The 26479-nt window shown below is 69.1% G+C and carries 23 protein-coding genes; 18 read left to right on the top strand and 5 right to left on the bottom strand.

The window, feature by feature from the left end:
• Nucleotides 1–27 precede the first annotated feature (27 nt).
• From WBG06_RS10270 to WBG06_RS10250, 5 genes are all read left to right on the top strand, one after another.
• The gene (locus WBG06_RS10270; RefSeq protein ID WP_336736484.1) at nt 28–966 is read left to right on the top strand and encodes a carbohydrate kinase family protein; all 939 of its coding nucleotides are present in this window, start codon (nt 28–30) and stop codon (nt 964–966) included.
• Entirely contained in the window at nt 963–1877 is a 915-nt protein-coding gene (locus WBG06_RS10265) for a pseudouridine-5'-phosphate glycosidase (RefSeq protein WP_336736483.1), read from the top strand. The genes WBG06_RS10270 and WBG06_RS10265 overlap by 4 nt, the downstream gene beginning before the upstream one ends.
• Nucleotides 1878–2035: 158 nt before the next feature.
• Entirely contained in the window at nt 2036–3139 is a 1104-nt protein-coding gene (locus WBG06_RS10260) for a glycosyltransferase family 2 protein (protein WP_336736482.1), read from the top strand.
• Between the two features lie 170 nt (nt 3140–3309).
• Complete coding sequence (locus WBG06_RS10255; protein ID WP_336736481.1) at nt 3310–5661, top strand: Ig-like domain-containing protein; 2352 nt, start codon at nt 3310–3312, stop codon at nt 5659–5661.
• A gap of 154 nt (nt 5662–5815) precedes the next feature.
• Complete coding sequence (locus tag WBG06_RS10250; RefSeq protein ID WP_336736480.1) at nt 5816–6703, top strand: alpha/beta fold hydrolase; 888 nt, start codon at nt 5816–5818, stop codon at nt 6701–6703.
• Here WBG06_RS10250 and WBG06_RS10245 read toward each other — a convergent pair.
• Complete coding sequence (locus WBG06_RS10245) at nt 6626–7951, bottom strand: MFS transporter (RefSeq protein ID WP_336736479.1); 1326 nt, start codon at nt 7949–7951, stop codon at nt 6626–6628. The two genes, WBG06_RS10250 and WBG06_RS10245, sit on opposite strands and share 78 nt — an antisense overlap.
• 164 nt (nt 7952–8115) lie before the next feature.
• Between WBG06_RS10245 and WBG06_RS10240 the strand changes: the two genes are divergently transcribed.
• From WBG06_RS10240 to WBG06_RS10210, 7 genes are all read left to right on the top strand, one after another.
• On the top strand, nt 8116–8490 hold the full coding sequence (locus WBG06_RS10240; protein ID WP_336736478.1) for a YciI family protein: 375 nt from the start codon (nt 8116–8118) through the stop codon (nt 8488–8490).
• 7 nt (nt 8491–8497) lie between these two features.
• Nucleotides 8498–9739 (top strand): RNA polymerase sigma factor, encoded by a 1242-nt coding sequence (locus WBG06_RS10235; protein ID WP_336736477.1) that lies wholly within the window; start codon nt 8498–8500, stop codon nt 9737–9739.
• A 114-nt stretch (nt 9740–9853) separates the two neighbouring features.
• Entirely contained in the window at nt 9854–10219 is a 366-nt protein-coding gene (locus WBG06_RS10230) for a YciI family protein (protein ID WP_165110058.1), read from the top strand.
• Between the two features lie 71 nt (nt 10220–10290).
• Nucleotides 10291–12234 carry a M3 family metallopeptidase gene (locus tag WBG06_RS10225; protein ID WP_336736476.1) on the top strand — a complete coding sequence of 648 codons (1944 nt, stop codon included), beginning with the start codon at nt 10291–10293 and terminating at the stop codon, nt 12232–12234.
• A 200-nt stretch (nt 12235–12434) separates the two neighbouring features.
• Nucleotides 12435–13724, top strand: coding sequence for a mechanosensitive ion channel (locus WBG06_RS10220; protein WP_336736475.1), 1290 nt, complete (start codon nt 12435–12437; stop codon nt 13722–13724).
• A 147-nt stretch (nt 13725–13871) separates the two neighbouring features.
• Nucleotides 13872–14711: a PadR family transcriptional regulator gene (locus tag WBG06_RS10215; protein ID WP_336736474.1), complete on the top strand. Its 840-nt coding sequence runs from the start codon at nt 13872–13874 to the stop codon at nt 14709–14711.
• A gap of 78 nt (nt 14712–14789) precedes the next feature.
• The gene (locus WBG06_RS10210; protein WP_336736473.1) at nt 14790–15452 is read left to right on the top strand and encodes an SIMPL domain-containing protein; all 663 of its coding nucleotides are present in this window, start codon (nt 14790–14792) and stop codon (nt 15450–15452) included.
• A 9-nt stretch (nt 15453–15461) separates the two neighbouring features.
• Here WBG06_RS10210 and WBG06_RS10205 read toward each other — a convergent pair whose 3' ends face one another.
• Nucleotides 15462–16694: a low temperature requirement protein A gene (locus WBG06_RS10205; protein ID WP_336736472.1), complete on the bottom strand. Its 1233-nt coding sequence runs from the start codon at nt 16692–16694 to the stop codon at nt 15462–15464.
• A 67-nt stretch (nt 16695–16761) separates the two neighbouring features.
• Complete coding sequence (locus WBG06_RS10200; protein ID WP_336736471.1) at nt 16762–17922, bottom strand: ROK family transcriptional regulator; 1161 nt, start codon at nt 17920–17922, stop codon at nt 16762–16764.
• Nucleotides 17923–18026: 104 nt separating this feature from the next.
• On the opposite strand from WBG06_RS10200, the gene edd reads away from it, so the two are divergent.
• Nucleotides 18027–19922, top strand: coding sequence for a phosphogluconate dehydratase (edd, locus tag WBG06_RS10195; RefSeq protein WP_336736470.1), 1896 nt, complete (start codon nt 18027–18029; stop codon nt 19920–19922).
• Nucleotides 19915–20544, top strand: a complete 630-nt coding sequence (gene eda / locus WBG06_RS10190) for a bifunctional 4-hydroxy-2-oxoglutarate aldolase/2-dehydro-3-deoxy-phosphogluconate aldolase (protein WP_336736469.1) — start codon at nt 19915–19917, stop codon at nt 20542–20544. Before edd ends, eda begins: the two co-directional genes overlap by 8 nt.
• Before the next feature lie 76 nt (nt 20545–20620).
• Here eda and WBG06_RS10185 read toward each other — a convergent pair whose 3' ends face one another.
• Nucleotides 20621–21934, bottom strand: a complete 1314-nt coding sequence (locus tag WBG06_RS10185; protein ID WP_336736468.1) for an exo-beta-N-acetylmuramidase NamZ family protein — start codon at nt 21932–21934, stop codon at nt 20621–20623.
• A 204-nt stretch (nt 21935–22138) separates the two neighbouring features.
• Here WBG06_RS10185 and WBG06_RS10180 point away from each other — a divergent pair, with 204 nt between their 5' ends.
• The 3 genes from WBG06_RS10180 to WBG06_RS10170 all read left to right on the top strand — a co-directional run bounded on the left by WBG06_RS10180 (nt 22139) and on the right by WBG06_RS10170 (nt 24992).
• Nucleotides 22139–22393, top strand: a complete 255-nt coding sequence (locus WBG06_RS10180; protein WP_336736467.1) for a DUF3311 domain-containing protein — start codon at nt 22139–22141, stop codon at nt 22391–22393.
• Nucleotides 22390–24030 carry a monocarboxylate uptake permease MctP gene (gene mctP, locus WBG06_RS10175; protein WP_336736466.1) on the top strand — a complete coding sequence of 547 codons (1641 nt, stop codon included), beginning with the start codon at nt 22390–22392 and terminating at the stop codon, nt 24028–24030. Before WBG06_RS10180 ends, mctP begins: the two co-directional genes overlap by 4 nt.
• Nucleotides 24031–24557: 527 nt before the next feature.
• A complete protein-coding gene (locus WBG06_RS10170) occupies nt 24558–24992 on the top strand; it encodes a hypothetical protein (protein ID WP_336736465.1) in 435 nt (144 codons plus the stop codon).
• Nucleotides 24993–25063: 71 nt separating this feature from the next.
• Here WBG06_RS10170 and WBG06_RS10165 read toward each other — a convergent pair whose 3' ends face one another.
• Complete coding sequence (locus WBG06_RS10165; protein WP_336736464.1) at nt 25064–25675, bottom strand: YceI family protein; 612 nt, start codon at nt 25673–25675, stop codon at nt 25064–25066.
• 538 nt (nt 25676–26213) lie between these two features.
• Here WBG06_RS10165 and WBG06_RS10160 point away from each other — a divergent pair.
• On the top strand, nt 26214–26477 hold the full coding sequence (locus WBG06_RS10160; RefSeq protein WP_336736463.1) for a hypothetical protein: 264 nt from the start codon (nt 26214–26216) through the stop codon (nt 26475–26477).
• Nucleotides 26478–26479: the final 2 nt, after the last annotated feature.

Genomic DNA, 26479 nt, shown 5'->3' with positions numbered 1-26479 from the left:
CCGAGCACCCCACTTACGATGCAGGTGATGAACCCGCACACCCCGCCAGACATCGTCGTGATCGGCGGCTCCAACATGGATCTCCACGCTCGGGCACACGAGCAGGTGGTGATGGGTTCGAGCATGTCCGGATCCGCCGGGCTCTCGCCGGGAGGCGTCGGCCGCAACGTCGCCGAGAACCTCGCCCGGCTGGGTGACTCGGTGGCACTGGTCTCGGTCGTCGGCGACGACCCGATCGGCGACGAGGTGATCAGCTACACCGAGGACGTCGGCGTCGACTGCACCTATGTCCGCCGGCGGGCAGACGTACGCACCGGCACCTACAACGCGGTGCTCGACTCCTCCGGCGAGCTGGTGGTCGCCGTGGCCGACATGGCTGCGACCGACGAGTTCTCCCCGCTGGTGGTCGAAGCGGCCCGCGACCTGATCAAGGGCGCTCGCGGTGTGCTCGTCGAGGGCAACATCCCGGTCCGCACGGCCGAGGTGGCGATCGACCTCGCCCACGAGTTCGACGTGCCGGTCGGGTTCGACCCGGTCTCGGTGCCGAAGGCGAAGCGGGCCCGTGACCTGATCCGTGCCGACCGCGAGCTCTACCTGGTCACGCCCAACCAGGCCGAGCTGGCCGCGCTGACCGACCTCCCCGCCGACACGGACGCGGAGATCGAGAAGGCGGTCCACTCGCTGCACGATCGCGGTGTCGGCGTCGTCTGGGTGCGTCTCGGTGCCCGTGGCTCGGTGATCAGCTACGACGATCTCTACCAAGAGCTCCCCGCGGTGCCGACCGATGTCATCGACGTGACCGGCGCGGGCGACGCGATGCTCGCCGCCTTCACCCACGAGATCCTCCGCGACACCGATCTGGTCGCGGCGGCGCGGTTCGGGCACGCTGCGGCAGCGCTGACCTGCGGCACCCATGACACCGTCCGGATGGATCTCAACGAGAGCCTCGTGCGGGAGCTGGCGTGAAGGTCCGGCTCACCGAGGAGGTCGGCGTCGCGCTCGCCGAGGGGCGTCCGGTGGTCGCGCTGGAGTCGACGATCATCAGCCACGGGATGCCCTACCCCGACAACGTCAAGATGGCCACCGAGGTCGAGCAGATCGTACGCGACCACGGCGCCGTGCCTGCCACGATCGCGCTGCTCGACGGTGTCCCTCGTGCCGGCCTGTCGCCCGACGACCTCGAGCTCCTCGCCTCCGATCCCGAGGTGACGAAGGTCAGCGTCCGCGACCTTCCGTACGTCGTCGCCCGGGGCCTCCACGGCGCGACCACGGTCGCGGCGACCATGCGCCTGGCGGCGATGGTCGGGATCAGGACGTTCGTGACCGGTGGGCTCGGCGGCGTACACCGGGGTGCGGCCACGTCCTTCGACATCTCCGCCGACCTGACCGAGCTCGCCCGCACCCAGGTCGCGGTGGTGAGCGCCGGGGTGAAGTCGATCCTCGACATCGGCCTGACGTTGGAGACCCTCGAGACCTACGGAGTGCCGGTCCTGGTCAACGGCAGCGACGAGTTCCCGGCCTTCTACTCCCGCAGCTCCGGGTTCGCGGCGCCGCTGCGGATCGACGGACCCGAGGAGGCCGCCGCGGTCATGCGGGCCACCTGGGACCTCGATCTCCCCAGCGGCCTGGTCGTCGCCAACCCGGTCCCGGTCGCCGACGAGATCCCCGCCGAGGTGATCGGCAGGCACATCGAGCAGGCTCTCGCCGACGCCGAGGCCCGCGGCATCCACGGCAAGGACATCACCCCGTTCCTGCTGGCCAGGATCGTCGAGCTCACCGGCGGCGACTCGCTGGCGACCAACATCGCGCTGGTGCGCGACAACGCGGCCTTCGGCGCCCGCATGGCCGTCTCCTACGCCGGACGGCAAGCCGAGTGATCAATGCTCACCGCGCGTTCACCCCAGGGTCACCGTAGGTGGTTTGACGCCTCGTCTGGCCGTGCGTTGATCGTTCTTGTGACCGTTAGCCCGGCCGTGTCGAGAGTCGACACGCTCACCATCGCGAGGTCGCGGTGATGCGCATCCCTTTAGAGTCTATGGGCGTGGGGGGAATCCGGAGGAGGAAGCCGAGGCTGCTCAGCGTCGTCGTCCCCGTCTACAACGTGGCCGACTATGTCGCCGACAGCCTCGACAGCATCCTGCACCAGCCGCTCCGTGAGGTCTGCGCCATCGAGGTCCTGGTCGTCGACGACGGATCGACCGACGGTTCGGCCGACATCGTCAAGGATGTCGCCGCGAAGGACCCTCGTGTCACCCTGATCACCCAGCCGAACTCCGGGGTCTCCCTCGCCCGTCATGCCGGGATCGAGGCCGCCACCGGGGACCTGCTCACCTTCGTCGACCCCGATGACATCCTGCCCCGCGATGCCTGGAGCACGATGGTGAAGTCGCTGCGACGGACGGGCTCCGACTTCGCGGTCGGCTCCGCCGAGCGGGTCACCGTCGTGAACGGTGTCGAGCGGAGATACATCACCCCGCTGATGCGCCGCAACCACGCCCGGACCCGGCTGAGGTGCCGGATCGAGGACGCGCCGCTGATGCTCGCGGACGTGTTCGTCTGGAACAAGGTCTTCCGGCGGTCCTTCTGGACCGACAACGACATCACCTTCCCCGAGCGCACCCGCTACCAGGACCAGGTGGCGCTGACTCAGGCGTTCCTGGCCGCCCGGTCCTTCGACGTCCTCACCGACGTCGTCTACGACTGGCGGGTCCGTTCCGACCTGTCCTCCGCGACCCAGAAGCGTGCCCAGATCGCCAACCTGATCGAGCGGATCACCACCAAGCGCCAGACCGTGGAGCTGGTCGCCGCCGCGGGCTCCGAGAAGCTGATGCGGACGCTGCGTACGGAGATCCTGCCGATCGACATGTGGGAGCACTTCCGTGCGGCGGTCGATCCCACCACCGAAGATCCTGACCGCTACTGGTCGCTGCTTCGCGAGGCCGTCCTCGAGTTCTGGTACGACGCCGGCGTCCCCTTCGAGGAGACCACCGTCCCGCGTGGCCAGCGGCTGATGGCCTGGCTGGTCTCGCACGACCGCCGCGACGATCTCGCCGCCCTCATCGAGATGATCGACGATCGCGGGCCGGCGCGGACGATCGAGGCCTTCGCCGCCGCCGAGGAACTGCCGGTCGGTCTCTGAACCACCGGTATCCCCACAGCTGGGCGTCAGTTCGGTATCGCCGCTCTCCAGCGAGCGTCGCACCCGCTAACGTCTACCCGCCGGGGTATCCGATCCGTCGTGACCCCCGGCGACTCCGTCTCGGGCCGTCTGCGGCCGCACGCCGCATCTCGTAGAAACTGGCTGCCTCCTTGCCTTCACCGCACCGCGCCCTCGCACTGATCGCCGGACTGACCGTCGGCGCCCTCGCGCTGAGCATCACCCCGGCGATCGCCGCCGAGGACCCGCCCACCGCCGACATCACCTGCAGCACGACCGCGCCGACCGCCGACCGAGCACAAGCGGTCGCGCGTGCCTGTGGCGACGAGGTCGAGGTGTCGGGTGAGGACCTCACTGCTCTCCCCGACGGTCGGATGCGTCTCGACCTCGCCCCTCGGCTCGCTTCCGACGAGCCGACGACGTTGCCGACCTACCCGCCGCGCGGGGTCGATGCGTCCGGTGCGGCCGCGGAGAGCTCGGTGGCGGGCACGTCCGCGTTCGACCCTCAGACGGAGAAGGAGTGGGTCGGCTACTGCAACCCGGCCGAGGTCGGCAGCGACGCCTACGCCGAGACGATTCTCGGTCACTGCGGGGAGGCCCCTTCGAGCCAGCGTCTCACCTGGGAGTTCGATGACCTGAGCGCTCTCGAGGGCGTACGTGCCGAGGACATCGACGCCGCCGAGTTCATCGTCGCGGCCGACCTGGCCTGGGTCGACCCCGACACTTGTCCGCCGAGCACGCTCGAGCTCTACGCCGACGGCGACTGGAGCGGGCAGCCGGCGTCGTCGATGACCTACTACGCCGGCGCGTGCGCGGAGAACCCCGCCTGGACCGGCTACTTCGACTTCACGGCCACGTCCCTCGCCAAGCAGGCCGTGACCGACGGTGCGCTCACCGTCGGGCTCAAGGCCGCCGACGAGTCCTGCATGGCCTGCGGCTGGAACCTCATCGAGGCCGCGGGGCTCTCCGTCTACTTCAACCGTGCGCCGGATGCTCCGACCGAGCTGACGGCGGGCGGAGACTGGTCGAGCAGGGACTGCACCGGTGAGCGGACCTGGCACAACGGCCGACTCCGCGCCAGCGCCTACCTCACCGATCCCGACACGAACGAGGACGGGCGGAGCGACACCCTCCAGGCCCACTTCAGGGTCTACCCGGCAGGCACCGCGGACGGCACCCCTCTCTTCGAGGCGACCACCACCGGAACCCAGGCAGGCTTCGAGCAGACGGTGGCCCTCCCGTCCGAGATCCTGGTCGACGGCCAGGCGTACGACATCTGGGTCTCGGCCATCGACGGCGAGAGTCGCGAGGGCGAGGCCGCGCTGTGCCGGGTGGGCTACGACATCACCCCGCCGGCAGTGCCCGAGATCATCCCGGTCGTCGGCGCGGACACCGTCTACCTCGCCGGTGGCGGGCCCCGCGGCGGGCCGCGCGTGCCCGGGACCTTCTGGGTGCGCAGCGCCGACGCGACCATGCTCAACTTCGCGAGCGGCGTCAACCCGATCTGTGTCGCGGGCGCCGAGGTGCCGGCTCGGCCCTACACGACCTTCGACTACGTGCCCGGGGACTACGACCCGATGCTCGGCGGCCGGGTGATGGCCTGCGTCTACGACCGCGCCGGCAACCGGAGCACATCGACCTACGAGTTCGACGTCGCCTCGAGCTCCGATGGCGACCTCACCCCGGCGGCGATCACCGTCAGCGGGAGCTCGTCCTACAACTACGGAAGCGCCTTCACCTCGAGCGTCACGGTGAGCTCTGACGCGGTGACGCCCTACGGCACGGTGACGCTCACCGCCGGCTCGACCGTCCTCGGGTCGGCGAGCTTCGACGCGCGTACGAAGTCCATCACCGTGCCCGCCAAGAAACTCGCGGTGGGCACGCACACCCTCACCTACACCTACCGGGCGTTCCCCGGGGCGCCGCAGTGGTCGACGACCCGGTCGGTCAAGGTCGTCGGCCTCTTCACGGCGCCGACGCCCACCGTCTCCGGAACGGCGCAGGTCGGCAAGAAGCTGACCGCCTCGCGCGGCACCTGGTCGCCGTCGCCGTCGACCGCGACGTACGTCTGGAAGGCCGGCTCCACCGTGCTGAAGTCCGGCACCGCGAACTGGCTGACCGTGCCGGCCGCGGCGAAGGGCAAGCAGATCACTGTGACGGTGACCGGATCCCGCACCGGCTACACCACGAAGTCGGTGACGAGCGCGCCGACGCGCACGGTCCTCGCCGGGGTCTTCGTCGCACCGCGCCCGAAGCTGACGGGTGTCTTCCGGGTCGGTCGCACCATCACCGCCAGCCGCGGCACCTGGACTCCTTCGCCGTCGGCGGTGAAGTACGTCTGGAAGCTCAACGGACGCACGTACAAGACGACGACGTCCTCCAGACTGAGGCTTCCGGCGTCGGCCAAGGGCAAGAAGGTGACGGTCACCGTCGTCGGGACGCGAACCGGCTACACGACCAAGTCGGTCACCTCCGCCGCGGTGCTGGTGCGCGGAGCCGCCTGACACCCGGCCTGGTATCACATGGCCCTAGGCCGCAGGGACTTTGGACCCGCGATATACCCGGATGCGTCGGGAAATGAGCGATTCCCGTTGCACGGGTGTTGCCTGACGGGCAAGGTGTGTGCACCCCACGTCATTGCTTCGAGGAGCCCACTGAATGCCCAGCGTCCAGCTGTCGGCCGGTCCGATCGACTTCGAGGATACCGGCGGTGACGGCCCTGTCCTCGTGCTCCTCCACGGAGTGCCGATGGACGGCCGTCTGTGGCGACGTGCGATGCCGCATCTGGATGGGTTCCGGGTGATCCGGCCGACGCTGCCGCTGGGTGGCCACCGGCAGCCGATGCGCCCCGACGCCGACCTCAGCCAGCAGGGTGTGGCGAGCATCCTCGGTGACTTCCTCGACGCGCTCGACCTCCACGAGGTCACCCTGGTCCTCAACGACTGGGGCGGCGGCCAGTTCCTCATCAACGCCGACCGCACCGACCGCATCGCCAGGTTGGCGCTGGTCGCCTGCGAGGCCTTCGACAACTACCCGCCGAAGGCGGCCAGGCCGCTGGCGCTGCTCTCGAAGGTGCCACCGCTGTTCACCGCGGCGCTGCAGCTGTTCCGCACGGAGGCGTTCCGGCAGGCGAGCTCGGGCTACGGCGGGATGTCGGTCGACAAGGACTACCACCTCTACGACGACCTCGTTCACGGCTGGTTCGCGCCGGCGCTGACCGACAAGGCGATCCGTCGCGACTTCATGAAGTTCGCCGGCGGCGCGCCGGGGCGCGACGAGCTGCTCGAGCTGGCCGAGGGACAGCGGAAGTTCACCAAGCCGGTGCTGGTGGTGTGGGCCGACCAGGACACGATGATGCCCGCCGAGCACGGTCCCCGGCTGGCCGAGCACTACCCCGACGCGCGGCTGGAGATCGTCAAGGACTCCTCGACGCTGGTGCCGATCGACCAGCCGGAGCTGCTCGCCGGCCTACTTCGCGCTTTCGTGGTCGAGCACAGCGCCGGTGCCGCGGTTGACCCGGTAGGCGAGGAAGCTCGGGACCAGTAGCGCACACAGCGCGATCCCGACGAGGTTGAGCAGGCCGCCTCCGGTGGTCGCGATCGCCGTGCCGACCACGGCTGCCGCGCCGCCGTGCAGGACGTCCGCCACCCGCGGGCCGCCTGCGACGACGACCGTGAAGACGCCCTGCAGCCGGCCGCGTACGTTGTCGTCGGCCGCACTCTGCAGCATCGACATCCGGATGGCGGCGGAGGCCACGTCGGCTGCGCCGGCCACCATCATGAACAGCACTCCGAGCGCGAGCATGACGACCAGCATCGTCCCGGTGAGGTGGTTCGCGAAGGCGACTGTGAGGCCGAAGAGCGTGATCCCGAGCGCCCAGACCGCGATGCACGCCATCACGACCTTGCCCTGGGCCTCGATCCGGGAGACCCAGCCGGAGAAGACCCCACCGATCACCGCACCGGCCGGGATGGCAGCGAAGAGCAGCGCGAAGGCGATCCCGCCCTCCGCGGGGCCGTTGAAGGACTCGTGAGCGATCTGCGGGAACAGCGCCCGTGGCATCGCGAAGACCATCGCGATCAGGTCGACCACGAAGCTCATCAGCAGAACCGGCTGGTAGCGCAGGTAGGCGAAGCCGTCCCACACCGAGCGCAGCCCAGGCACCTTGGAGCCGGCACCCTCGACGGGAATCCGGGGCAGCAGCACGACGGCGTAGAGGGTCGCGAAGAGGGTGACCGTGTCGATCGCGTACAGCCAGGTGAAGCCGGTGATCGGCAGCATCACTCCGGCGACCAGCGGCCCCGCGATCGCCCCGGCCTGGAAAACCGTCATGCTGAGCGAGTTGGCGGCCGGCAGCAGATGGGCGGGCAGGATCTTGGGCAGCAGCGCGGACCGGGTCGGCTGGTTGACCGCGAAGAATGCCTGCTGCACCGAGAACAGGCACAGCAGCAGCCAGACGTTGGTGTTGCCGAGCGCGGACTGGAGCCAGAAGAGCGCGCTGGTGACGATCAGCCCGGTGGTCGAGACCATCAGGATCGTACGCCGGTCGAAGTGGTCCGCGAGCGCGCCGCCGTAGAGGCCGAAGACGATCAGCGGGACCAGCCCGAAGACACCCGTCAGGCCGACGTACGCCGACGAGCCGGTGTCCGCATAGATCTGTGCCGGCACCGCGACCACCGTCAGCTGCGCGCCGATCATGGTGATGATCCCGGCGATCCACAGGCGCCGGAAGTGCGGCTCCTGCAGGGGGCGGGTGTCGGCGACGGCGCTGCGGAGCTTGTCGGTGATGCTCACCGCTGGGGGGCCTTCAACATGGTTACCCATGCTAAAGGCTGCGACACGCTCTCTGGAATTTACCTGGAGAATTTCGGCGGAGAGGTGTCGGATCGGGGTGTACACGTTCGTAGCAGGGGTGAGAGGCGGTCACCGAGGCCGTCCGACACGAAGGAGTGAACACCATGGCCAAGTACCTGATGTCCGTCTGGGGTCCCGACTCGGACTACGAGAAGGAGCACTACGGCTACGCCTCGGAAGAGGAGATGATGGCCTCGTTCGAGGCGACCGGGAAGTTCAACGACAAGCTCCAGCAGGAGGGCTACTTCGTCTTCGCCGACGGTCTCGATGCCGCCAAGACGGCGACCGTGGTCGACGGGATGGGCGACAAGCCGGTCATCACCGACGGCCCCTACGCCGAGGCCAAGGAATACATGGCCGGCTTCTGGATCATCGACGTCCCCGACCTCGACGTGGCGCTCAAGCTGGCCGCCGAGGCCTCGGCGGCGTGCCTCGGCAAGGTCGAGGTGCGGCCGATGCAGACCGGCCCCGAGGCGTGAGCCCCGGTTGAGCAACAGCATCGACGAGGCGATCACCCGGGCCCACCAGGAGGAGTGGGCGCGGGTGGTCGCCAGCCTCGCCAAGCGCTTCGGTGATCTCGACATCGCCGAGGACGCCGCGGCCGAGGCGTTCACCGTCGCGGTCGAGCGCTGGCCGCTCGACGGCGTACCACCCAACCCCGGCGCCTGGCTCACCACCACCGCCAACCGCCGCGCGATCGACCGGATCCGCCGCGAGTCCAAACGTGACGACAAGCAGAAGGAGGCCGTCGCGATGCACGATGACACCCCGCACGAGCCTCTCGGCGCCATCGAGGACGACCGGCTCCGGCTGCTGTTCACCTGCTGCCACCCCGCGCTCGCGCCCGAGGCGCGGATCGCGCTGACCCTGCGGATGGTCGGCGGCCTGACAGTGCCCGAGATCGCGAACGCCTTCCTGGTCCAGGAGACCACGATGGGGCAGCGGATCACCCGCGCGAAGAACAAGATCAAGGCCGCCCACATCCCCTATCGGGTGCCGGAGGACGCCGATCTCCCCGAGCGGGTCTCAGGCGTCCTGGCGGTCCTCTTCCTGGTCTTCAACGAGGGCTATCTCTCGTCCGGCGACCACGAGAACGCCGTACGCATCGACCTCACCGGCGAGGCGATCCGGCTGACCCGCCTGGTCCGTGCGCTCCTCCCCGAGGACGGCGAGGTCGCCGGCCTGTTGGCGCTGATGCTGCTGATCGAGGCGCGGCGTACGGCCCGGGTCTCGGCGACCGGCGAGCTGGTCCGGCTCGACGAGCAGGACCGCGGTTCCTGGGACCTTCCGCTGATCGCGGAGGGCCACGCTCTGGTGCGCGAACGCCTCGCGGTCGTCGCGCAGGGCGGTCCGCGGCCCGGGCGCTACCAGATCCTGGCCGCGATCAACGCCGTCCACACCTCGGTGCGCGACGCCCGGGACACCGACTGGTCCCAGATCGTCGCGCTCTACGACCAGATGGTGCGCATCGACTCCTCGCCCATCGTCCGGCTCAACCGCGCGATCGCCGTCGCCGAGCTCGACGGCCCCGAGGTCGCGCTCGCCGAGATCGACCGGCTCGATCTGGGCGACTACCACGCCTTCCACGCCACTCGGGCTGACCTGCTGCGCCGGCTCGGTCGCAGCGGTGAGTCGCGAGCGGCGTACGACCGGGCCATCGAGCTCGCCGAGAACGCCGCCGAGGTCGCGCTGCTGACCAGGAGGCGGGACCAGCTCGGGGCAGGGTGATCCGGCGACGAGAAACTTCGACCCGAGCTGTCGGATTCACGCAGGGTCGTTCGTAGAGGGAGTGAGAGGGGCGGTCACCGGACTGCTGCCGACGACAGAGGAGAGAAGAGCGACATGCCGGAGTACATCATCGCGTTCAACGACGAGTGGGTCGCCGAGCACACCATGGAGCAGCTGATCCACAAGCGAGACACCTCGATGGCCGTGACCAAGGAGATGAAGGACGCAGGGGTCTTCGTCTACGGCAACGGCGGGATCGACGCCTCGACCGCGATCTGCAGCGTCGAGCTCGGCGACGACGGCGAGCCCGTGTTCACCGACGGTCCGTACGTGGAGACCAAGGAGCACCTCGGGGGCTTCTTCGTCATCGACGTGCCCGACGACGAGACCGCGCGCTACTGGGCTGGCAAGATGGCGGTCGCGCTCGACTGGCCGCAGGAGATCCACCGCTTCCCGGGGCCGCCGCGCATCGAGGAGTGAGTCGCTAGCCTGGTCCGACGCTTCGCCGCATCTCGGCGGCGAAGCGTTTCAGGTCGTGGCAGGCTTGCCGCATGACGCCAGTGCCGCTTGCCCTGCCCGAGACCGAAGCCGCGGAGACCTGGGTCAAGGAGCGTACGTCGCAGACGCTGACCCACGTGCGCGAGCTGGCCCAGCAGCTGCGGACCAGACCGCCGAGCGAGGCGCTGGACGTCCTGAAGGCCTGGGACGAGCTCACCCTGGAGCTCGGCTCGCTGGGCGGTCTGGCGGGTCTGCTCGCCAACGTGCATCCCGTCGAGGCGGTCCGCACCGCGTGCGAGGACACCGAGGTCGAGGTCGATCGGCTGCGCACCGAGCTCACCCAGGACCGGACGCTCTACCAGGTCTTCGCGGGCCTGCCGGCAGCGCAGACCGAGGCGCTCGACCCGCTCGCCGCGCGGCTGCTGGAGAAGACCCTGCAGGACTTCACCCGCGCCGGCGTCGACCGTGACGACGCGACCCGGGCCCGGCTGACCGAGATCAACGAGCGGCTCACCGAGCTCAATCTCGAGTTCTCCCGTGTGACCAGGGACGACGTACGCATCACCACGGCCACGCCCGAGCAGCTCGACGGGATGCCGGCTGACTGGCTGGAGGCCCACCCGGTCAACGAGAACGGCCTGGTGGAGATCTCGACCGACTACCCCGACGCCCTCCCGGCGCGGATGTTCGTGAAGGACCCCGCGGTCCGTCGAGCCGTGACCGTGGCCGGGCTCGAGCGTGGCTGGCCGCACAACGAGCAGGTCCTGAAGGAGATGTTCGCGCTCCGCCAGGAGCTGGCCCACCTGGTCGGCTACGACGACTGGCCCGCCTACGACGCCGCCGTGAAGATGATCGGCGACGGGCCGGCGATCCCGGAGTTCATCGACAAGATCGCCGGTGCCGCCGAGGGGCGGATGAAGCGCGACCTCGACGTGCTGCTCGACCGCTACGAACGCGACACCGGACCCGTCTCCGGGGGCAGCGCCGGTGCGGTCTCCGCGGCCGACGCGCTCTACTACGAGGAGCTGGTGCGGCAGGAGAAGTACGACGTCGACAGCCAGGTGGTGCGTACGTTCTTCGACTTCGCCAAGGTCCACCAGGGGCTGCTCGACGTCACCGGCCGGCTGTTCGGTCTGCGTTACGAGCCCGTCTCCGACGCCGTCACCTGGCACGAGGACGTGAGCGTCTTCGACGTCTACCCGCAGGACGGTGTCGAGCGTCTCGGGCGCATCCATCTCGATCTCCACTCTCGTGAGGGCAAGTACAAGCACGCCGCGCAGTTCGATCTCGCCACCGGGGTGAAGGGACGGCAGCTGCCTGAGGGCGTGCTGGTCTGCAACTTCTCCCGCGGCCTGATGGAGCACGACCACGTGGTGACCCTGTTCCATGAGTTCGGCCATCTGATCCACCACGTCCTCGGCGGGCAGGGCGAGTGGGCGCGGTTCTCCGGGGTCGCGACGGAGTGGGACTTCGTCGAGGCGCCCAGCCAGATGCTGGAGGAGTGGGCCTGGGACGCCGATGTGCTGCAGACCTTCGCGACCAACGGGGCCGGCGAGCCGATCCCGGCCGACCTGGTCGCGCGGATGCGGGCCGCGGACGACTTCGGCAAGGGCTACCACGCGCGGCAGCAGATGTTCTACGCCGCGATCTCCTACTGGTTCCACAAGGAACAGCCCGAGGATCTGACCAAGCGGCTCCAGGAGCTGCAGGCGGCGTACTCTCCCTACCCCTACATCGAAGGGACCCACTTCTACGCCAACTTCGGTCACCTCGGCGGCTACTCCTCGGCCTACTACACCTACATGTGGTCGCTGGTGATCGCGAAGGACCTGTTCAGCGCCTTCGACCGCGACAACCTGTTCGACCCCGAGGTGGCCGGTCGTTATCGCGATCAGGTGCTGGCGCGCGGCGGCGAGAAGGACGCCGCTGAACTGGTCGCGGACTTCCTCGGTCGACCCTACTCGTTCGATGCGTATGCGGCCTGGCTGGTCTCTTAGCGGCAGTTTCGATGTCTTCGAGATACGGGGCGAGGCATTGTAAATGATTTGCTGATTTGCGTCTGCTGGAGCGCCAAACTTGCGTCCTGGCTTCAACTGGACGAACGTCTCTAGAAGCAGAGGTGCCTGTTGCGTGCATCACTCGGGCTGCTCGTCGATCTCAGGCACCTTCTCCGAAACCCTATTGAGGGGAGAGACACATGGATGCCGTGAAGGACATCGACTGGGTGAATCTCGGTGGCAAAGTGCTCGCCGCGATCGTCATCCTCGTCGTCACCTGGATCATCGCGAAGATCGTCTCCTGGGCGTTCGCGAAGATGACCTCGAAGATCCCGCTGCTCCAGAAGGCTGGGAGCGACGGGGACACGATCGGTAAGAGCCTCGGCTCGGTGGCTGCACTTCTGGTGTGGCTTTTCGGTCTGATCGCCCTGCTCGACCTGTTCGGGCTCAGCGCTGTGCTGGACCCGATCAAGAGCCTGCTCGACGGCGTGCTGGGCTTCCTGCCCAACGTCATCGGCGCGGTCTTCGTCTTCATCATCGGTGCGCTCGTCGCCAAGGTCGTCCGCCAGCTCGTCGAGACCGCGCTCGGTGCGGTCCCGTTCGACAAGTGGCTCGGCAGCGGCAGCAAGCTCTCGGACCGCGTCGACTCGACGGTCGGGGTGGGCGAGACCGCCACCACCGAGCCGCACGCCGCTGGGGCACCGCAGTCGGGCATGGCGACACAGATCGTCAAGGTCATCGGCCTCGTGCTCTACGCGATCATCATGATCGTGGTGGCCATCGCCGCCCTGCAGATCCTCGGGATCGAATCGATCTCGCGGCCTGCTGAGCTCATGCTCGCCATGATCCTGGCCGCTATCCCGAAGATCATCGCTGCCGCCATCCTGCTCGGCATCGGTGTGGTCATCGCCCGCTTCGCCGCCGACGTCCTCGGCCAGATCATCGACGGGCTCGGCTTCGACCGGGCGCTGCACTCCATGGACGTGCTGCCGCAGAACCAGAGCGCGACCCCGATCGTCACCAAGGTGATCCAGATCGGCATCGTGCTCTTCTTCGCCGTGATGGCGGCCCAGATGCTGGAGTTCCCGCAGATCACCGCGTTCATCGCCGAGGTGCTCGAGCTCGGTGGCCGGGTCGTCTTCGGTGGTGCGATCATCGCCGCTGGTGTCCTGATCGCCTCGGTGCTGGCGAAGATCGTGCCGGGATCGGTGTCGCAGATCCTGAAGTACGCCACGATCGTGCTCTTCGTCGCGATCGGCCTGAGCTTCATGGGTCTGGCCGACTCCATCATCAACCTCGGCTTCGGTGCCGTGGTCGTCGGTGGCGCCGCTGCTGCTGCGCTCGCCTTCGGCCTCGGCGGTCGCGACGCTGCTGCCCGGCAGCTGGAGCGGCTCCAGTCCGGCGGTGGTGGTGCACGTGCGGCGACCACCGCGACGCCGCCCCAGACCCCGCCGACGGCTCCGCCGCCGCCTCAGACGCCTGGCGTCTGATCGCACGCACGACTCAGGGTCTGAGTCAGGGAGCCCCCGGATCTTCGGGGGCTCCCTCGCTTTTCCCTTGAATCGCTCCTGGGAGCAGCGTACGATCACGATATATCGCGAAGGAACGCGATGATGACGTCGAAAGTGAGACAGCTGATGAGTTACAGCAACAACCCTTGGGGAGAGTGGATCGACCAGATGGGTCGGGAGTTCGGCAAGGGCGGCCCGCGCCGCTCCCACGGCTGGCAGGGCGGCCCTGGTTGGGGCGGACCCGGCTGGAACGGACCCGGCTGGCAGGGCGGGCACCAGGGCCGCGGTCGCGGCCCGGCCGGTCCGCCGCCGTGGATCGCGGCCCTGCTCGGCTTCGACAACCAGCCCCCGCAGCGGCCCGGTCCCCGGGTCCGTCGTGGCGACGTACGCTCCGCGATCATCTACGTGATGGCCGAGGCGGCCGAGCAGGGCCAGGTCATCAACGGCTACCAGGTGATCCAGCAGATCTCCGAGCGTAGCTCGGGTGAGTGGCGGCCGAGCCCCGGCTCGGTCTACCCGACCATCCAGCAGCTCGAGGACGAGGGTCTGGTGGAGTCCGACGACGAGCACGGCCGCCGCGCGATCCGGCTGACCGAGGCCGGCAAGACCTACGCCGCCGAGCACAGCGACGAGCTGGCAGCCGTGTGGAAGCCGTTCGACAAGGCCGTCGACAACGCCCGTGCGGGTTCCCGCGGTGGTCGCGGAGGCCAGGGCGTCGGCGACCTCGCCGGCTTCGGGATCCTCGGCGGCGAGCTGGCCCAGGTGCTCCCCGCCGTGTGGCAGCTCGCCACCTCCGGCACCGACCCCCAGCGCCAGGCTGCTGCCGACATCCTCGCGGACACCCGGCGCAAGCTCTACGGCCTCCTCGCGGCCGGCGACGACGAGACCGTTCCGGGCTCGAGCAGAGTCACCGCCGAGCAGATCGACGAGCACGACGACGAGCCCGGGTCCGGGCCGAAGGCCTGATGCCTTCGGCGCGACCGGGGTCGGGAGGAGCTACGAAGTCGGCCGCGAATGCCGGCTCCGGAGCGTACTGTCCCTGAGGTGAGCGAGATCCTGATCAAGGTGCGCGGGTCGCACAGCGTCGAGGTGCCGCCGGAGATCGGGGTGGTGCACGCGGAGGTCGCGACCGCCGGCGCCACCCCAGAGGCGGCGATGGAGCGTCTCCAGCAGGACGTCCGGCGACTGCGCGCGGACCTGGAGCGCCTGAGCCGTGACGATGTCGTCGATCGGTTCGTCCTCCAGCGAGCCCGGACCTGGGTGACCGAGCATCCGGCTCCGCCGGAACACACGGCCGACGAGTGGCTGTCCGTGGTGCAGCGCGCGAGCATCGGGCTGAGGGTCGAGTTCACCGACTTCGAGGGGATGGCCGCCTGGGTCGGCCACAGTCCGGTGGCCTACGGAGTCGGTGTGAACGGCACGTCCTGGCGGCTGACGAAGGAGACTCGGCTGAGCACCGAGCGTGCGGTCCGCCGGGAGGCGGTCCGTCAGGCCAAGGTGCGCGCGCAGGACTATGCGGATGCCCTCGACCTCGGCCCGGTCTCCGTCCGCAGCATCAACGACGTCGGCGTCAGCCGGGATGTCGCGTACGCCTCGATGCCCGTCGGTGCCGACATGGAGATGGCGCCCGACCTGGCCTTCTCCCCCGACGACATCACGGTGTACGCCGAGGTCGAGGCGGAGTTCGCGGTCGGTCCCTCGGTGTAGCTCCCGGGCTCAGAGAGTGTCGAGGTGGTCGGCCACGTGGCGGTGGCCGACGGTCTCGAAGCCCACGATGGTGACGACCGGCGCGAGGGCGACGACCACGAGGCACCAGGCCACCGGTATGCCGAAGGCCGCCATCACGACGCTCGCGATCAGCACCGCGGCGGTGAGTCCGACCAGGAGCAGGTGGAACGGGTCGACGACCCGCATGAACAGGTTGTAGAGGAGATAGAGGACCAGGGCATACACGCCGACCGGCACGGCGACGGCCAGGACGGTGCCGACCTCGCTGAGCTTGGAGTGGTCCTCGATGAGGTAGACGGCGACGTGCAGGCCGGCGCCGGTGGCTGCGATCGAGGCGAAGAGCAGGATGTGGCCGTAGCCCCACAGGAACGAGCGATCGCGGCGCCGCTCGAGCATGGCGGCCCAGGGGATGGTGAAGTAGGTCCACCACTGTCCGAAGGTCAGGCCGATCCCGGCGGCCAGCAGGAGCACGGCGCCGAGGCTCCATCCGAGATCCGGGTCCTGGATGATCGCCGACAAGATCGTGACCGTGCCGATCACGCCTTCACCGAGGGTGATGATCGTCAGCAGGCCGTAGCGCTCCGCGATGTGATCGGCGTGCCAGGGCGTGCCGCCGAAGCGGCGCTCCGCCACGAACGGTCCGGCGAGCTCGATCACGAGCGGCAGCATCATCGCGGCGAACGCCACCGTCACGTGCAACGGCAGGATGGCGATGATGCACCAGAGCACCTGCGCGGTGAGGAGCGAGGTGAGGTAGACCTGGTGCGCGCCGCGCCGGCCGGGGTCCTGGCGCCAGGCGCGCAACCACTGCCCGCAGAGCGCGACCCGCATGACGACGTAGCCGGCGATCATCACCTCGTTGTGGAGCCGCTCGCCGTCGTGGACGCTCTCGAACATCGCCGGCAGGCCGAGAGCCATGATGATCACCCCGACCATCTGCACCATCGTGAGCAGCCGGAACGCCCAGTCGTCGGTGTCGTAGGCCGAGGCCATCCAGGAGTAGTTGATCCACGCCCAGCAGATCGCGAAGGACGCGAAGCAGAACGCCACGATCCCGGCCGCGATGTGTCCTTCGGCGAGCTGGTGGGCCAGCTCGTTGCCGCTCACTCCGAAGGCGACCACGAAGGTGAGGTCGAAGAGCAGCTCCAAGGGCGTCGCGGCCCGGTGGACCTCGTGCGGGTCGCGGCCGTTCATCTGTCGCAGGCGGCTGGGTGCGTTCACCCTGGTGAGGATAGATCCTGCGGCGTGGATATCCGGGGAGGATCCATCCTCCGCGACCACGGCGGTGCTACTTGGCGGCCCCCAGGTGAGCATCGAGGCTCTCGGCCGAGAGCAGATGGTTGATGACCACGGCGGCACAGCCGACCATGCCGGTGGAGTCGGCGTGGGTCGAAGGGACGAAGGTCAGGTCCCGGGTGGCCAGCGCGGTGGAGCGGGAGTAGACGGTCTCGCGTACGCCGGCGGTGAACAGGTCGAAGGCGGCGGCCATGTCGCCACCGATCACGACGACCTCCGGGTTGAGCAGGTTGATCGCGATCGCGAGCACCTCGCCCAGCTGGCGTCCGGCCTCGCGCAGCAGACCACGGGCGATCGCGTCGCCGGCGAGAGCGGCGGCCACCAGGTCGCGGATGTGGCCGGCCGAGACGCCGGAGTCGACCAGTCCCTGGGTCAGCGCCCACCCCGCGGCGACCGTCTCCAGGCAGCCGGTCGCCCCGCACCGGCAGGGGCGCTCGCCGGCGGACTCGACCCGGGTGTGGCCGATCTCGCCGACGGCCCCGGCATGGCCGCGCAGGACCTTGCCGTCGGCGATGACCGCCAGGCCGAGGCCGGTCGATGCCTTCACGACGAGCGCATCGCGCGGGTGCAGCCCGCTCCCGAAGAGCTCGGCGGTGGCCAGGGCATCGGTGTCGTTGACGAGCACGAGGGGGCCGTCGGTGAGCCGCTCGAAGTAGGGGGCGAGCGCGATGCCGTCCCAGCCGCGCATCACCGGCGAGTCGACCGAGACCAGGCGGACGGGGTCGACGACGCCCGGAAGGCTCATCCCGACACCGAGCACCGGCGGTTCGATCCCCTCCAGGAGTCGCTCGAGCCGGTCGGTGACCTCGGGCATGAGGTCGTCGGCGGCGATGCCGACCTCGTGGTCGCGGGTGTCGCCGGCGAGCTCGCGGCCGTCGAGGTCGAAGACGGCGAGCTGGCTGCGGGAGCGTCCGATCGCGGCCGCCAGGACGACGCCGGCGTCGGCGTTGAAGCTCAGCGAGCCCGGGGGCCGCCCGCCGGTCGAGGCGAGCTCCTCCCCGGTGAGGAGCAGGCCGGCCTCGACGAGGGCGGAGACCCGAGAGACCACGGCCGTACGTGACAGGCCGGTCGTCTTCTGCAGGTCGCTGCGCGTCAGGGCGCGTCCTGAGCGCACCAGATCGAGGACGTCGGCGGTGGTTGTGGTGTCGGGCATGGGTGCAGCGTACGCCACTTATGTCTTTGAGAGACCAAAGAACCACTTGTATCGATCCAAAGATCGTGCAATCGTGTGCCAAAGCACACAGCCTTGGAGGTCCCGTGACTGCCGTTTCGCCCACCGTCGCCGACGTCACCGCTCGTCTCGTCGAGCGTTCCGCCGCCACCCGGGCGGACTACCTGGCCCGCATCGCGGCTGCCCGGGCGACGGGCCCGGCCCGTGGCCGGCTCGCCTGCAGCAACCTGGCCCACGGCTTCGCGGCCTCGACCTCGGCGACGAAGGCCGAGCTCAAGGTGATCAGCCCCGCGGCGAAGCCCAACGTCGCGATCGTGACGTCCTACAACGACATGCTCTCCGCGCACGCGCCCTACGAGACCTACCCACCGCTCCTCAAGGCCGCCGTCATGCGGGCCGGTGGTCTGGCGCAGGTCGCCGGTGGCGTGCCGGCGATGTGCGACGGCATCACCCAGGGCCGTGACGGGATGCAGGTCTCCCTCTTCTCCCGCGACGTGATCGCGATGTCGGCCGGGATCGCCCTGTCCCACGACATGTTCGACGCCGCGCTCATGCTCGGCGTGTGCGACAAGATCGTGCCGGGCCTGCTGATCGGGGCGCTCTCCTTCGGTCACCTGCCGACCGTCTTCGTGCCGGCCGGCCCGATGTCCTCCGGCCTCCCCAACAAGGAGAAGGCCCGCGTCCGACAGCGGTACGCAGCGGGCGAGGCCACCCGCGAGGAGCTGCTCGAGGCCGAGGCCGCCAGCTACCACTCCCGCGGCACCTGCACCTTCTACGGCACCGCCAACTCCAACCAGCTGCTGATGGAGGTGCTCGGGCTGCACCTGCCGGGCTCCTCGTTCGCGTCCCCGGACACGCTGCTGCGGGCTGCTCTCAACCGCGCGGCGGCGGCCCGTGCCACGGAGCTCGCCCTCGAAGGCGGCCCGGGCATCGGAGAGATGATCGACGAGAAGTCGATCATCAACGCTTGCGTCGCGCTGCTCGCCTCCGGTGGTTCGACCAACCACACCATGCATCTGGTCGCCATCGCGCGCGCCGCCGGGATCCAGCTGACCTGGGAGGACATCTCCGACCTGTCGCCGGTCGTGCCGCTGCTGTCCCGGATGTACCCCAACGGATCCGCCGACGTGAACCACTTCCACGCGGCCGGCGGGGTGAGCTTCCTGGTCCGCACCCTGCTCGAGGCGGGGCTGCTCCACGAGGACGTCACCACGATCCTGGGCCCGGGCCTCTCGGCCTACACCCAGGAGTCGCGGCTCGACCGCGACGGCGAGATCGAGCTGGTCGAGGGTGCCCCGGTCTCCGGCGATCTCGACGTGCTGCGCCCGGCCGACGACCCGTTCTCACCCGACGGTGGCCTGCGGGTGCTGACCGGCGAGCTCGGCACCGCCGTCATCAAGACCTCGGCGGTCGCCCCGGAGCACCAGGTGGTCTCCGCCCCGGCGCTGGTCTTCGACGACCAGGCTGACTTCCTCACCGCCTTCGCCGAGGGGCGCCTCGACGGTCGCGACCTCGTCGCGGTGGTGCGCTACCAGGGCCCGGCGGCCAACGGGATGCCCGAGCTGCACAAGCTCACGCCGGCCCTCGGGGTGATGCAGGACCGCGGCCAGCGCGTCGCGATCGTCACCGACGGCCGGATGTCCGGTGCGTCGGGGAAGGTGCCTGCCGCCATCCACCTCACCCCCGAGGCCGCGCTCGGCGGACCGCTCGCCCGTGTCCAGGACGGCGACGTGATCACGGTCGACGCCGTCGCGGGCACGCTCTCGATCGAGGTCGATGCCGACGAGTTCGCGCACCGGCCGGCCACCGGCCGGGCGCCGCTCGACGCCGAGTGGCGCGGCACCGGCCGCGAGCTCTTCAGCGCCTTCCGCGCTACCGTCGGGTCCGCCGACACCGGCGCCTCCGTCTTCTCCTTCGCCCCCAGCCCGCAGAGCGCCGCCGCTCAGGAAAGCCCAGTCCAGGAGACCCCTGTCCATGTCTGACCTCACCTCCACCGACCTGCTCGACCTCTCCCCGGTCGTCCCGGTCGTCGTCGTCGAGACCCTCGACCAGGCGGTGCCCGTGGCCCGCGCGCTCGCCGACGGCGGTGTGCCCGTGGTCGAGCTGACCCTGCGTACGCCGGTAGCGCTCGACGCCATCCGCGCCATCGCCGCCGAGGTGCCGGAGGTCGTGATCGGCGCCGGCACCGTGACCACTCCCGAGCTCGCCAAGGAGGCTGCGGCCGCCGGAGCCCGGTTCCTGGTCTCCCCGGGCGCCACGCCGTCGCTGCTCGCCGCGATGCGTGACACCGGTCTGCCGTTCCTCCCCGGCACGGCCACCGTCTCCGAGGCCCTGGCGGTGCTCGAGACCGGCCACACCGCGATGAAGTTCTTCCCGGCCGAGGCCTCGGGCGGCGCGAAATACCTGGGTTCGCTCCCGACGGTGCTTCCCGACGCACGCTTCTGCCCGACCGGCGGCATCTCGCTCGCCACCGCCCCGAGCTACCTCAGCCTCGCCAACGTCGGCTGCGTCGGCGGCTCGTGGCTCACTCCTGCCGACGCGCTGGCCACCGGCGACTGGGACCGCGTCACCGCGCTCGCCGCTGCCACGGCCGCGCTGCGCTGAGCTCGCCGGCTCGGCGCATCCGCACCTGGGTGGGGCAGATGCGCCGAGCCGTGGCGTCCGTGCTCGATGCCTCGGGTCAGCGGTAGAGCAGGTACTGACGGCGGGTCGCGTCGAACGCAGCCAGCTCGTCCTGCCAGGCCGCCTCGACCTCGTCACCGGAGGCACCCGCGTCGATCTGCGTACGCAGCCTGGTCGAACCGGTCAGCTTGTCGATCCAGAACGGACGGACCGTGTCCCACGAGTCCTGGCGCCAGGCGAACTCGGGATAGAGCGCCTTCGCGGTGACCAGCATCTCGACACCGGTGCGGACCGGGTCGAAACGGTCGTGGTCCTGGATCGTGACCTGCACCCCGCCGCAGACCTTGCCGGCGTGCTTGTTGACCGACGGGTTGAAGTAGGCCTCGCGGAAGGTGACGCCCGGAAGGCCTGCCTCCTCCAGCGCCGCGGCCCAGCGGTGGTCGACGTAGGGCGCCCCGATCAGCTCGAACGGCTTGGTCGTTCCGCGCCCCTCGGAGAGGTTGGTGCCCTCGAACATGCAGGTTCCGGGGTAGGCCAAGGCAGTGTCCGAGGTGGGCATGTTGGGGCTCGGCAGGATGAAGTCGAGCCCGGTGTCGGCGAACAACGTCCGCCGCTTCCAGCCGGAGACCTGCACGATGTCGAGCTGGGTGAGGCGTCCGCCGGCGTGCTCCTCGAGGAACTCGCCGTCGAAGAACCGGGCGAGCTCACCGACCGACATCCCGTGCTGCTGGACGATCTCGCGCGCCCCGACCCCCGAGGTGTACGCCGAGGTCATCATCGGTCCGCGAGCGGTCCCGCCCACCGGGTTGGGCCGGTCGAGGACCACGAAGCGCTTGTCGGTCGCGACCGCGGCCTGCATCGCCGTCCACATCGTCCAGATGTAGGTGTAGAACCGGGAGCCGACGTCCTGGATGTCGAACACGACCGTCTCCACGTCGGCGGCGGTGAACAGCTCCTTCATCTTGGTGACGTTGGCGCCGTACGCGTCGTAGACGGTCAGCCCGGTGCGCTCGTCGACGAAGGTGCCCTCCGACCCTCCCGCCTGCGCCGTGCCGCGGAATCCGTGCTCCGGACCGAAGACTCCGGCGATCTGGACCGCGCCGGACTCGTGCATCTCGTCCACGATGTTGCGCAGGTTGCGGAGCACGCCGGTCGGGTTGGTGATGATGCCCACCCGCTGGCCCGACAACGTCGACCAGCCGTCGGCGGCCGCACGGTCGGCGCCCGTGGTGACCACCCGGCCGGGGCCGACCGGCGAGGCGGGTTCGACGGTTGCGCCCGCCGATCCGGAGAGGAAGGGAGTTGCGGCCGCGCCGACCGCGGCGGCACCGAGCAGGCGGCGTCGGTCGATCCGGGGAACTTCATTGTTCATGGGGGCTCCTGTACCAAGTGTGAGGATCACCTCGCAGGCTAGCCCTGGCGGAGCGGGCCGGCAGGCGATTTGGCGGGGCCGGCCGACCGTTCGTCGTGGCAGATCGACCGCTCGTCGTCGGACGGGGTGAATAGGGCTGGACAGGCGAATGTGAGCCACGTCACAGTTCGTCCACCCCACTTCGACAGATCTCGGAGGTCACTCATGCCGTCCTCGTCCAAGGGATCGTGGATCCTGGTCGGGGTCCTCCTCGTCGCGGCAGCTGTCCCGTGTCTCGCGGTGCCGCTGTATGCGAAGGAGGATCCGACGCTCGCCGGATTCCCGTTCTACTTCTGGTTCCAGCTCGCTCTCATCCCCTGCTCGGTCCTGTTCACGACCATCGCCTACTTCGTCGCCAAGGCCGCGTTCCGGCGTGACCGTGCCGCCGCCGGGCGCCCGTGGAAGGAGGGTGGCCAGTGAGCGCGGTAGCAGTCTCCGTCTTCGCCTTCCTCTTCCTGCTGGTCACGATCCTCGGCTTCTCCGCGGCGCGCTGGCGCCGGGCGAAGTCGATGGACAACCTCGACGAGTGGGGGCTGGGCGGCCGCGGCTTCGGTACGTTCGTGGCCTGGTTCCTCATCGGAGGCGACCTCTACACGGCCTACACGTTCATCGCGGTCCCCGCGACGCTGTTCGCCGGCTCGGCGGTCGGCTTCTTCGCGGTGCCCTACACGATCCTCGTCTACCCGATCATCTTCGCGTTCCTGCCGAAGCTGTGGTCGGTCTCGCACAAGCACGGCTACGTCACCCCGGCCGACTTCGTCGTCGGACGCTACGGGTCCAGGTCCCTCGGTCTGGCCGTCGCGATCACCGGCCTGCTCGCGACCATGCCCTACATCGCGCTGCAGCTGGTCGGCATGGAGGTCGTGCTCGAGGTGATGGGCCTGCAGAGCGACTCCTCGAACTGGTTCATCCGGGACCTGCCGCTCTTCATCGCGTTCGCGGTGCTGGCCGCCTACACGTACTCCTCCGGGCTGCGGGCACCGGCGCTGATCGCGTTCGTGAAGGACTCGCTGATCTACATCGTGATCATCGTGGCGATCATCTACATCCCGTCCCAGCTCGGCGGCTGGGGCAACATCTTCGACACCGTCCAGAACAGCTTCGACACCTTCAACACGGAGAACGCCGACGCGATCGCCGCCGGCGACGCCGCACCGAAGGCGCTGTTCCCGTCGCAGGCGGCCGGCCAGTGGGCCTACGCGTCCCTCGCCCTCGGCTCGGCGCTGGCGCTGTTCATGTATCCGCACTCCATCACGGGAGTCCTCTCCACGCGCAGCCGCAACGTGATCCGTCGCAACGCGTCGCTGCTGCCGGCGTACTCCTTCCTCCTCGGTCTGCTCGCTCTCCTCGGGTTCGTCGCGCTGGCCGCCGGGGTGATGGTCGGCGACCCGCCGAACCCGCAGCTGGCGATCCCGCAGCTCTTCGAGGACCAGTTCCCGGCATGGTTCGCCGGGGTGGCGTACGCGGCTGTCGTCATCGGTGCGCTCGTGCCCGCGGCGATCATGTCGATCGCGGCGGCGAACCTGTGGACGCGCAACATCTACAAGGCCTACCTGAAGCCCGACGCGACCCCGCAGGACGAGGCCAAGCAGGCCAAGATCGTGTCCCTGATCGTGAAGTTCGGGGCGCTGATCTTCGTGCTCGCACTGTCGAAGTCGTACGCCATCAACCTGCAGCTCCTCGGTGGCGTGTGGATCCTGCAGACGCTGCCGGCGATCGTCGTCGGGCTCTACACCCGGTGGTTCCACCGGTGGGCGGTCCTGGCCGGCTGGGCGGTCGGGATGGCGTACGGGACGTACGTCGCCTATGGCGTCTCCTCGCCCACGCAGGAGCACTTCGGTGGACCGCTGGCGCCGTTCCCGGGCACGGAGACCCCGATCTACATCGCGCTCACCGCGTTCCTGCTGAACATCGTCGTGGTCGTCGTGCTGACCCCGATCCTGAGGGCGCTCAAGGTGCCGGACGGTGAGGACGCCACCGTCGCGGCGGACTACACGGTCGATGCCGGTGACGAGGGCATCGTGGAAGAGCTGAGCTCGACCACGGAGGTGCGCTGAAGTCTGCTGATGCAAAGTCCCGCAAACACGCCTCGTCGGCGTGTTTGCGGGAGTTCTCCATTATTTGTCGGATAACTGCAACGCGGGTGCGTCGACGTACGTAACAAGTACTGAAGAGCCTGATCCGGACCGAACTCGGGAGCGTCCATGGTGGGCAAAGAGGCTGTGACGGCCTCGGCGAGCAGTCGAGGCCACGGTGTACGCCGGACCGCGACGGCCCGCGCCGCCGGATGCGCGGTGGTGACCGAGCGTGATGGTGATGAGCAACGGATCCGTGCGGGCGGCAGGACGCCGGGGGGCGTCGTCGGCACGGGTCAACCACCGGGCGTGAGGCCGGCGCGTCGACTGCGACCGCTGATCCGCCCGGTCCGATGGGTGAGGCTATGAGCGTGCCCAGGAACGCGCTCGCCTCGCTCGGCGGGACCCCGTCCGCGTCAGCCGCGATCCCCGTGCGCTCGGGCGCCGGGTGCGGACGCTGACGGGGTCCCGCATTCCCTGGAATCCTCACTGCAGACAGGAGAAACGACATGAGCTCGAAGATCCTCGGGGGCCTTCGGCGAACCATGGGGGTGACTCTCGCGGCAGGCGGCTTCGTCGTCGCCGGCGCCGGGGTCGCCTGTGCGGACTCGGAGCCGATCAAGGCGCCGGATCGTGGACCGGCGGGTCCGGTGACGATCTCGGGGGAGATGGCCGGGAGCGACGCCGCGGTGACGGTCACGACAGACGGGACGACGGTCGTGGTCAGCGGCCGTGCGCACGTCGAGTCTCCGGCCGACCGTGCTGCCGGTGGCGTGGTCCACCATGACGACGACTCCGGCTCGGCCCTGGGGCGCGGTGTCGATCTCGGCACGGATCAGGTCGGCTTCGCCGGAGGAGCGACGGGGGACGCGTCGTCCGTGGACGTCGTCGGCGTCGGCCGGATCGGCGCGGAGAAGCACTACAACATCCCCGGCGCGCCCTAGGTCATGTCTGAGATGCGTCGGGGCCACCGGGGAGATCCCCGGTGGCCCCGACGCAGCGTGGGTCAGATCGCTCAGGCCGCGTCTTCGGTGTTCTTGATCGCGGAGATGTCGAACTCGAGCTTGATCTTCTCGGAGACGAGCACGCCGCCGGTCTCGAGGGCGGCGTTGAAGGAGAGGCCCCAGTCGGTGCGGTTGATCGCGACGGCACCCTCGAAGCCGACGCGGGTGTTGCCGAACGGGTCCTTGGCGGAGCCGGTCTGCTCGAACGGGACGGTGACCGACTTGGTGGTGCCCTTGATGGTCAGGTCGCCGGTGATGTTCCAGGTCTCGCCGTCGAACTCGACCGCGGTCGACTCGAAGGTGATGTTGGGGTGGGCCTCGTTCTCGAAGAAGTCCCCCGAGAGCAGGTGGCCGTCACGGTCGGCGTTGCCGGTGTCGACGGAGGCAGCCTTGATCGTGAGGGAGACCTTCGACTTGGACGGCTCCGCGGTGTCGATCGTCGCGGTGCCCTCGAACTCCTTGAAGGAGCCGCGGACGGTGGTCACCATCGCGTGGCGGGCCGAGAAGCCCAGACGGGTGTGGGCGACGTCGAGGGTGTAGTCACCCGAGATGTCCTCGATGGCGGCGGTCGGGGTGTCGAACTCGGTCTCGGCGGCCGCGTCCTTCTTGCTGAAAATGCCCATGATGGGTGTGCTCCTGGAAGAATTGGTTGAAACTGCAAGCATCATAACGGGGGACTATCTCCCAATGTTCCCGCTCGCGTGGGCTTCTTCGACGCTGGCGGAAGATTGGTTGCAGTGGCAACGCTATCCCCAAACGCACAAGGCCCGCCTCCCCCTGTGGGGAAGCGGGCCTTGGAAGCGTTGGGTGTTGGTCAGGCAGCGTGACGAGTGGTCGCGGGCGCACTGACTTCGACCCAGCGGGCCTCCATGTGCTTACGGCCGCGGCGGTCGACGACAGGGAGCCAGCGAAGCTCGAGCTTGCCAGTCACTTTATTTCCGTTCATCAGACACCTCCTGTTCACCTTGTGTTCACCTAAGGTACCGCACCCCCACCCGTATGTCCAAGTACTGCGCCGAAGGGCGTGGGGCGCTCCACCTGGAGGGCCTGAATGGGGCCGTGGGGGCGTCCGGTGCCCCACTTCGCGATGAAGTGGATGTTTCTGCCCGAAATCGGGCAGAAATTTGAATGTCGTGCCTGACCTGCTTCACAGTGGGTCGTGTGAATGCCGAGCAAGCGCTGATCGACCACCTGGTCGCGACCACCGGGCTTCCGCCCACGGAGGCGGCGCGGGTGATCGAGGACGTGGTGGCGTACTTCGACGAACCGGTCGAGGCCTACGTACGCCGTCGGCATGCACAGCTGAAGACCTACGGCGCGAAGAACGACGCGATCTTCGCGCAGCTGGCCGACGAGCTCCGGGCTCGGGTCGTTGCCGCACCGCAGCTGACCGAACGGCAGCTGCGTCGGCTCATCTACGGATAGGA

It is taken from the genome of Nocardioides sp. CCNWLW239 (assembly GCF_037137035.1).
Classification (GTDB): domain Bacteria; phylum Actinomycetota; class Actinomycetes; order Propionibacteriales; family Nocardioidaceae; genus Nocardioides.
The sequence above is the reverse complement of the archived record's forward strand: the minus strand, read 5'-3'. Positions and strand labels throughout refer to the sequence as shown.

Coding starts and splice junctions, on each gene's coding strand:
- WBG06_RS10215 (WP_336736474.1), top strand. CDS start 13,872: ATGAGTTACAGCAACAACCCTTGGGGAGAGTGGATCGACCAGATGGGT.
- WBG06_RS10165 (WP_336736464.1), bottom strand. CDS start 25,675: ATGGGCATTTTCAGCAAGAAGGACGCGGCCGCCGAGACCGAGTTCGAC.
- WBG06_RS10225 (WP_336736476.1), top strand. CDS start 10,291: ATGACGCCAGTGCCGCTTGCCCTGCCCGAGACCGAAGCCGCGGAGACC.
- WBG06_RS10180 (WP_336736467.1), top strand. CDS start 22,139: ATGCCGTCCTCGTCCAAGGGATCGTGGATCCTGGTCGGGGTCCTCCTC.
- WBG06_RS10185 (WP_336736468.1), bottom strand. CDS start 21,934: ATGAACAATGAAGTTCCCCGGATCGACCGACGCCGCCTGCTCGGTGCC.
- WBG06_RS10260 (WP_336736482.1), top strand. CDS start 2,036: ATGGGCGTGGGGGGAATCCGGAGGAGGAAGCCGAGGCTGCTCAGCGTC.
- WBG06_RS10170 (WP_336736465.1), top strand. CDS start 24,558: ATGAGCTCGAAGATCCTCGGGGGCCTTCGGCGAACCATGGGGGTGACT.
- WBG06_RS10220 (WP_336736475.1), top strand. CDS start 12,435: ATGGATGCCGTGAAGGACATCGACTGGGTGAATCTCGGTGGCAAAGTG.
- WBG06_RS10250 (WP_336736480.1), top strand. CDS start 5,816: ATGCCCAGCGTCCAGCTGTCGGCCGGTCCGATCGACTTCGAGGATACC.
- eda (WP_336736469.1), top strand. CDS start 19,915: ATGTCTGACCTCACCTCCACCGACCTGCTCGACCTCTCCCCGGTCGTC.
- WBG06_RS10200 (WP_336736471.1), bottom strand. CDS start 17,922: ATGCCCGACACCACAACCACCGCCGACGTCCTCGATCTGGTGCGCTCA.
- WBG06_RS10270 (WP_336736484.1), top strand. CDS start 28: ATGAACCCGCACACCCCGCCAGACATCGTCGTGATCGGCGGCTCCAAC.
- WBG06_RS10240 (WP_336736478.1), top strand. CDS start 8,116: ATGGCCAAGTACCTGATGTCCGTCTGGGGTCCCGACTCGGACTACGAG.
- WBG06_RS10230 (WP_165110058.1), top strand. CDS start 9,854: ATGCCGGAGTACATCATCGCGTTCAACGACGAGTGGGTCGCCGAGCAC.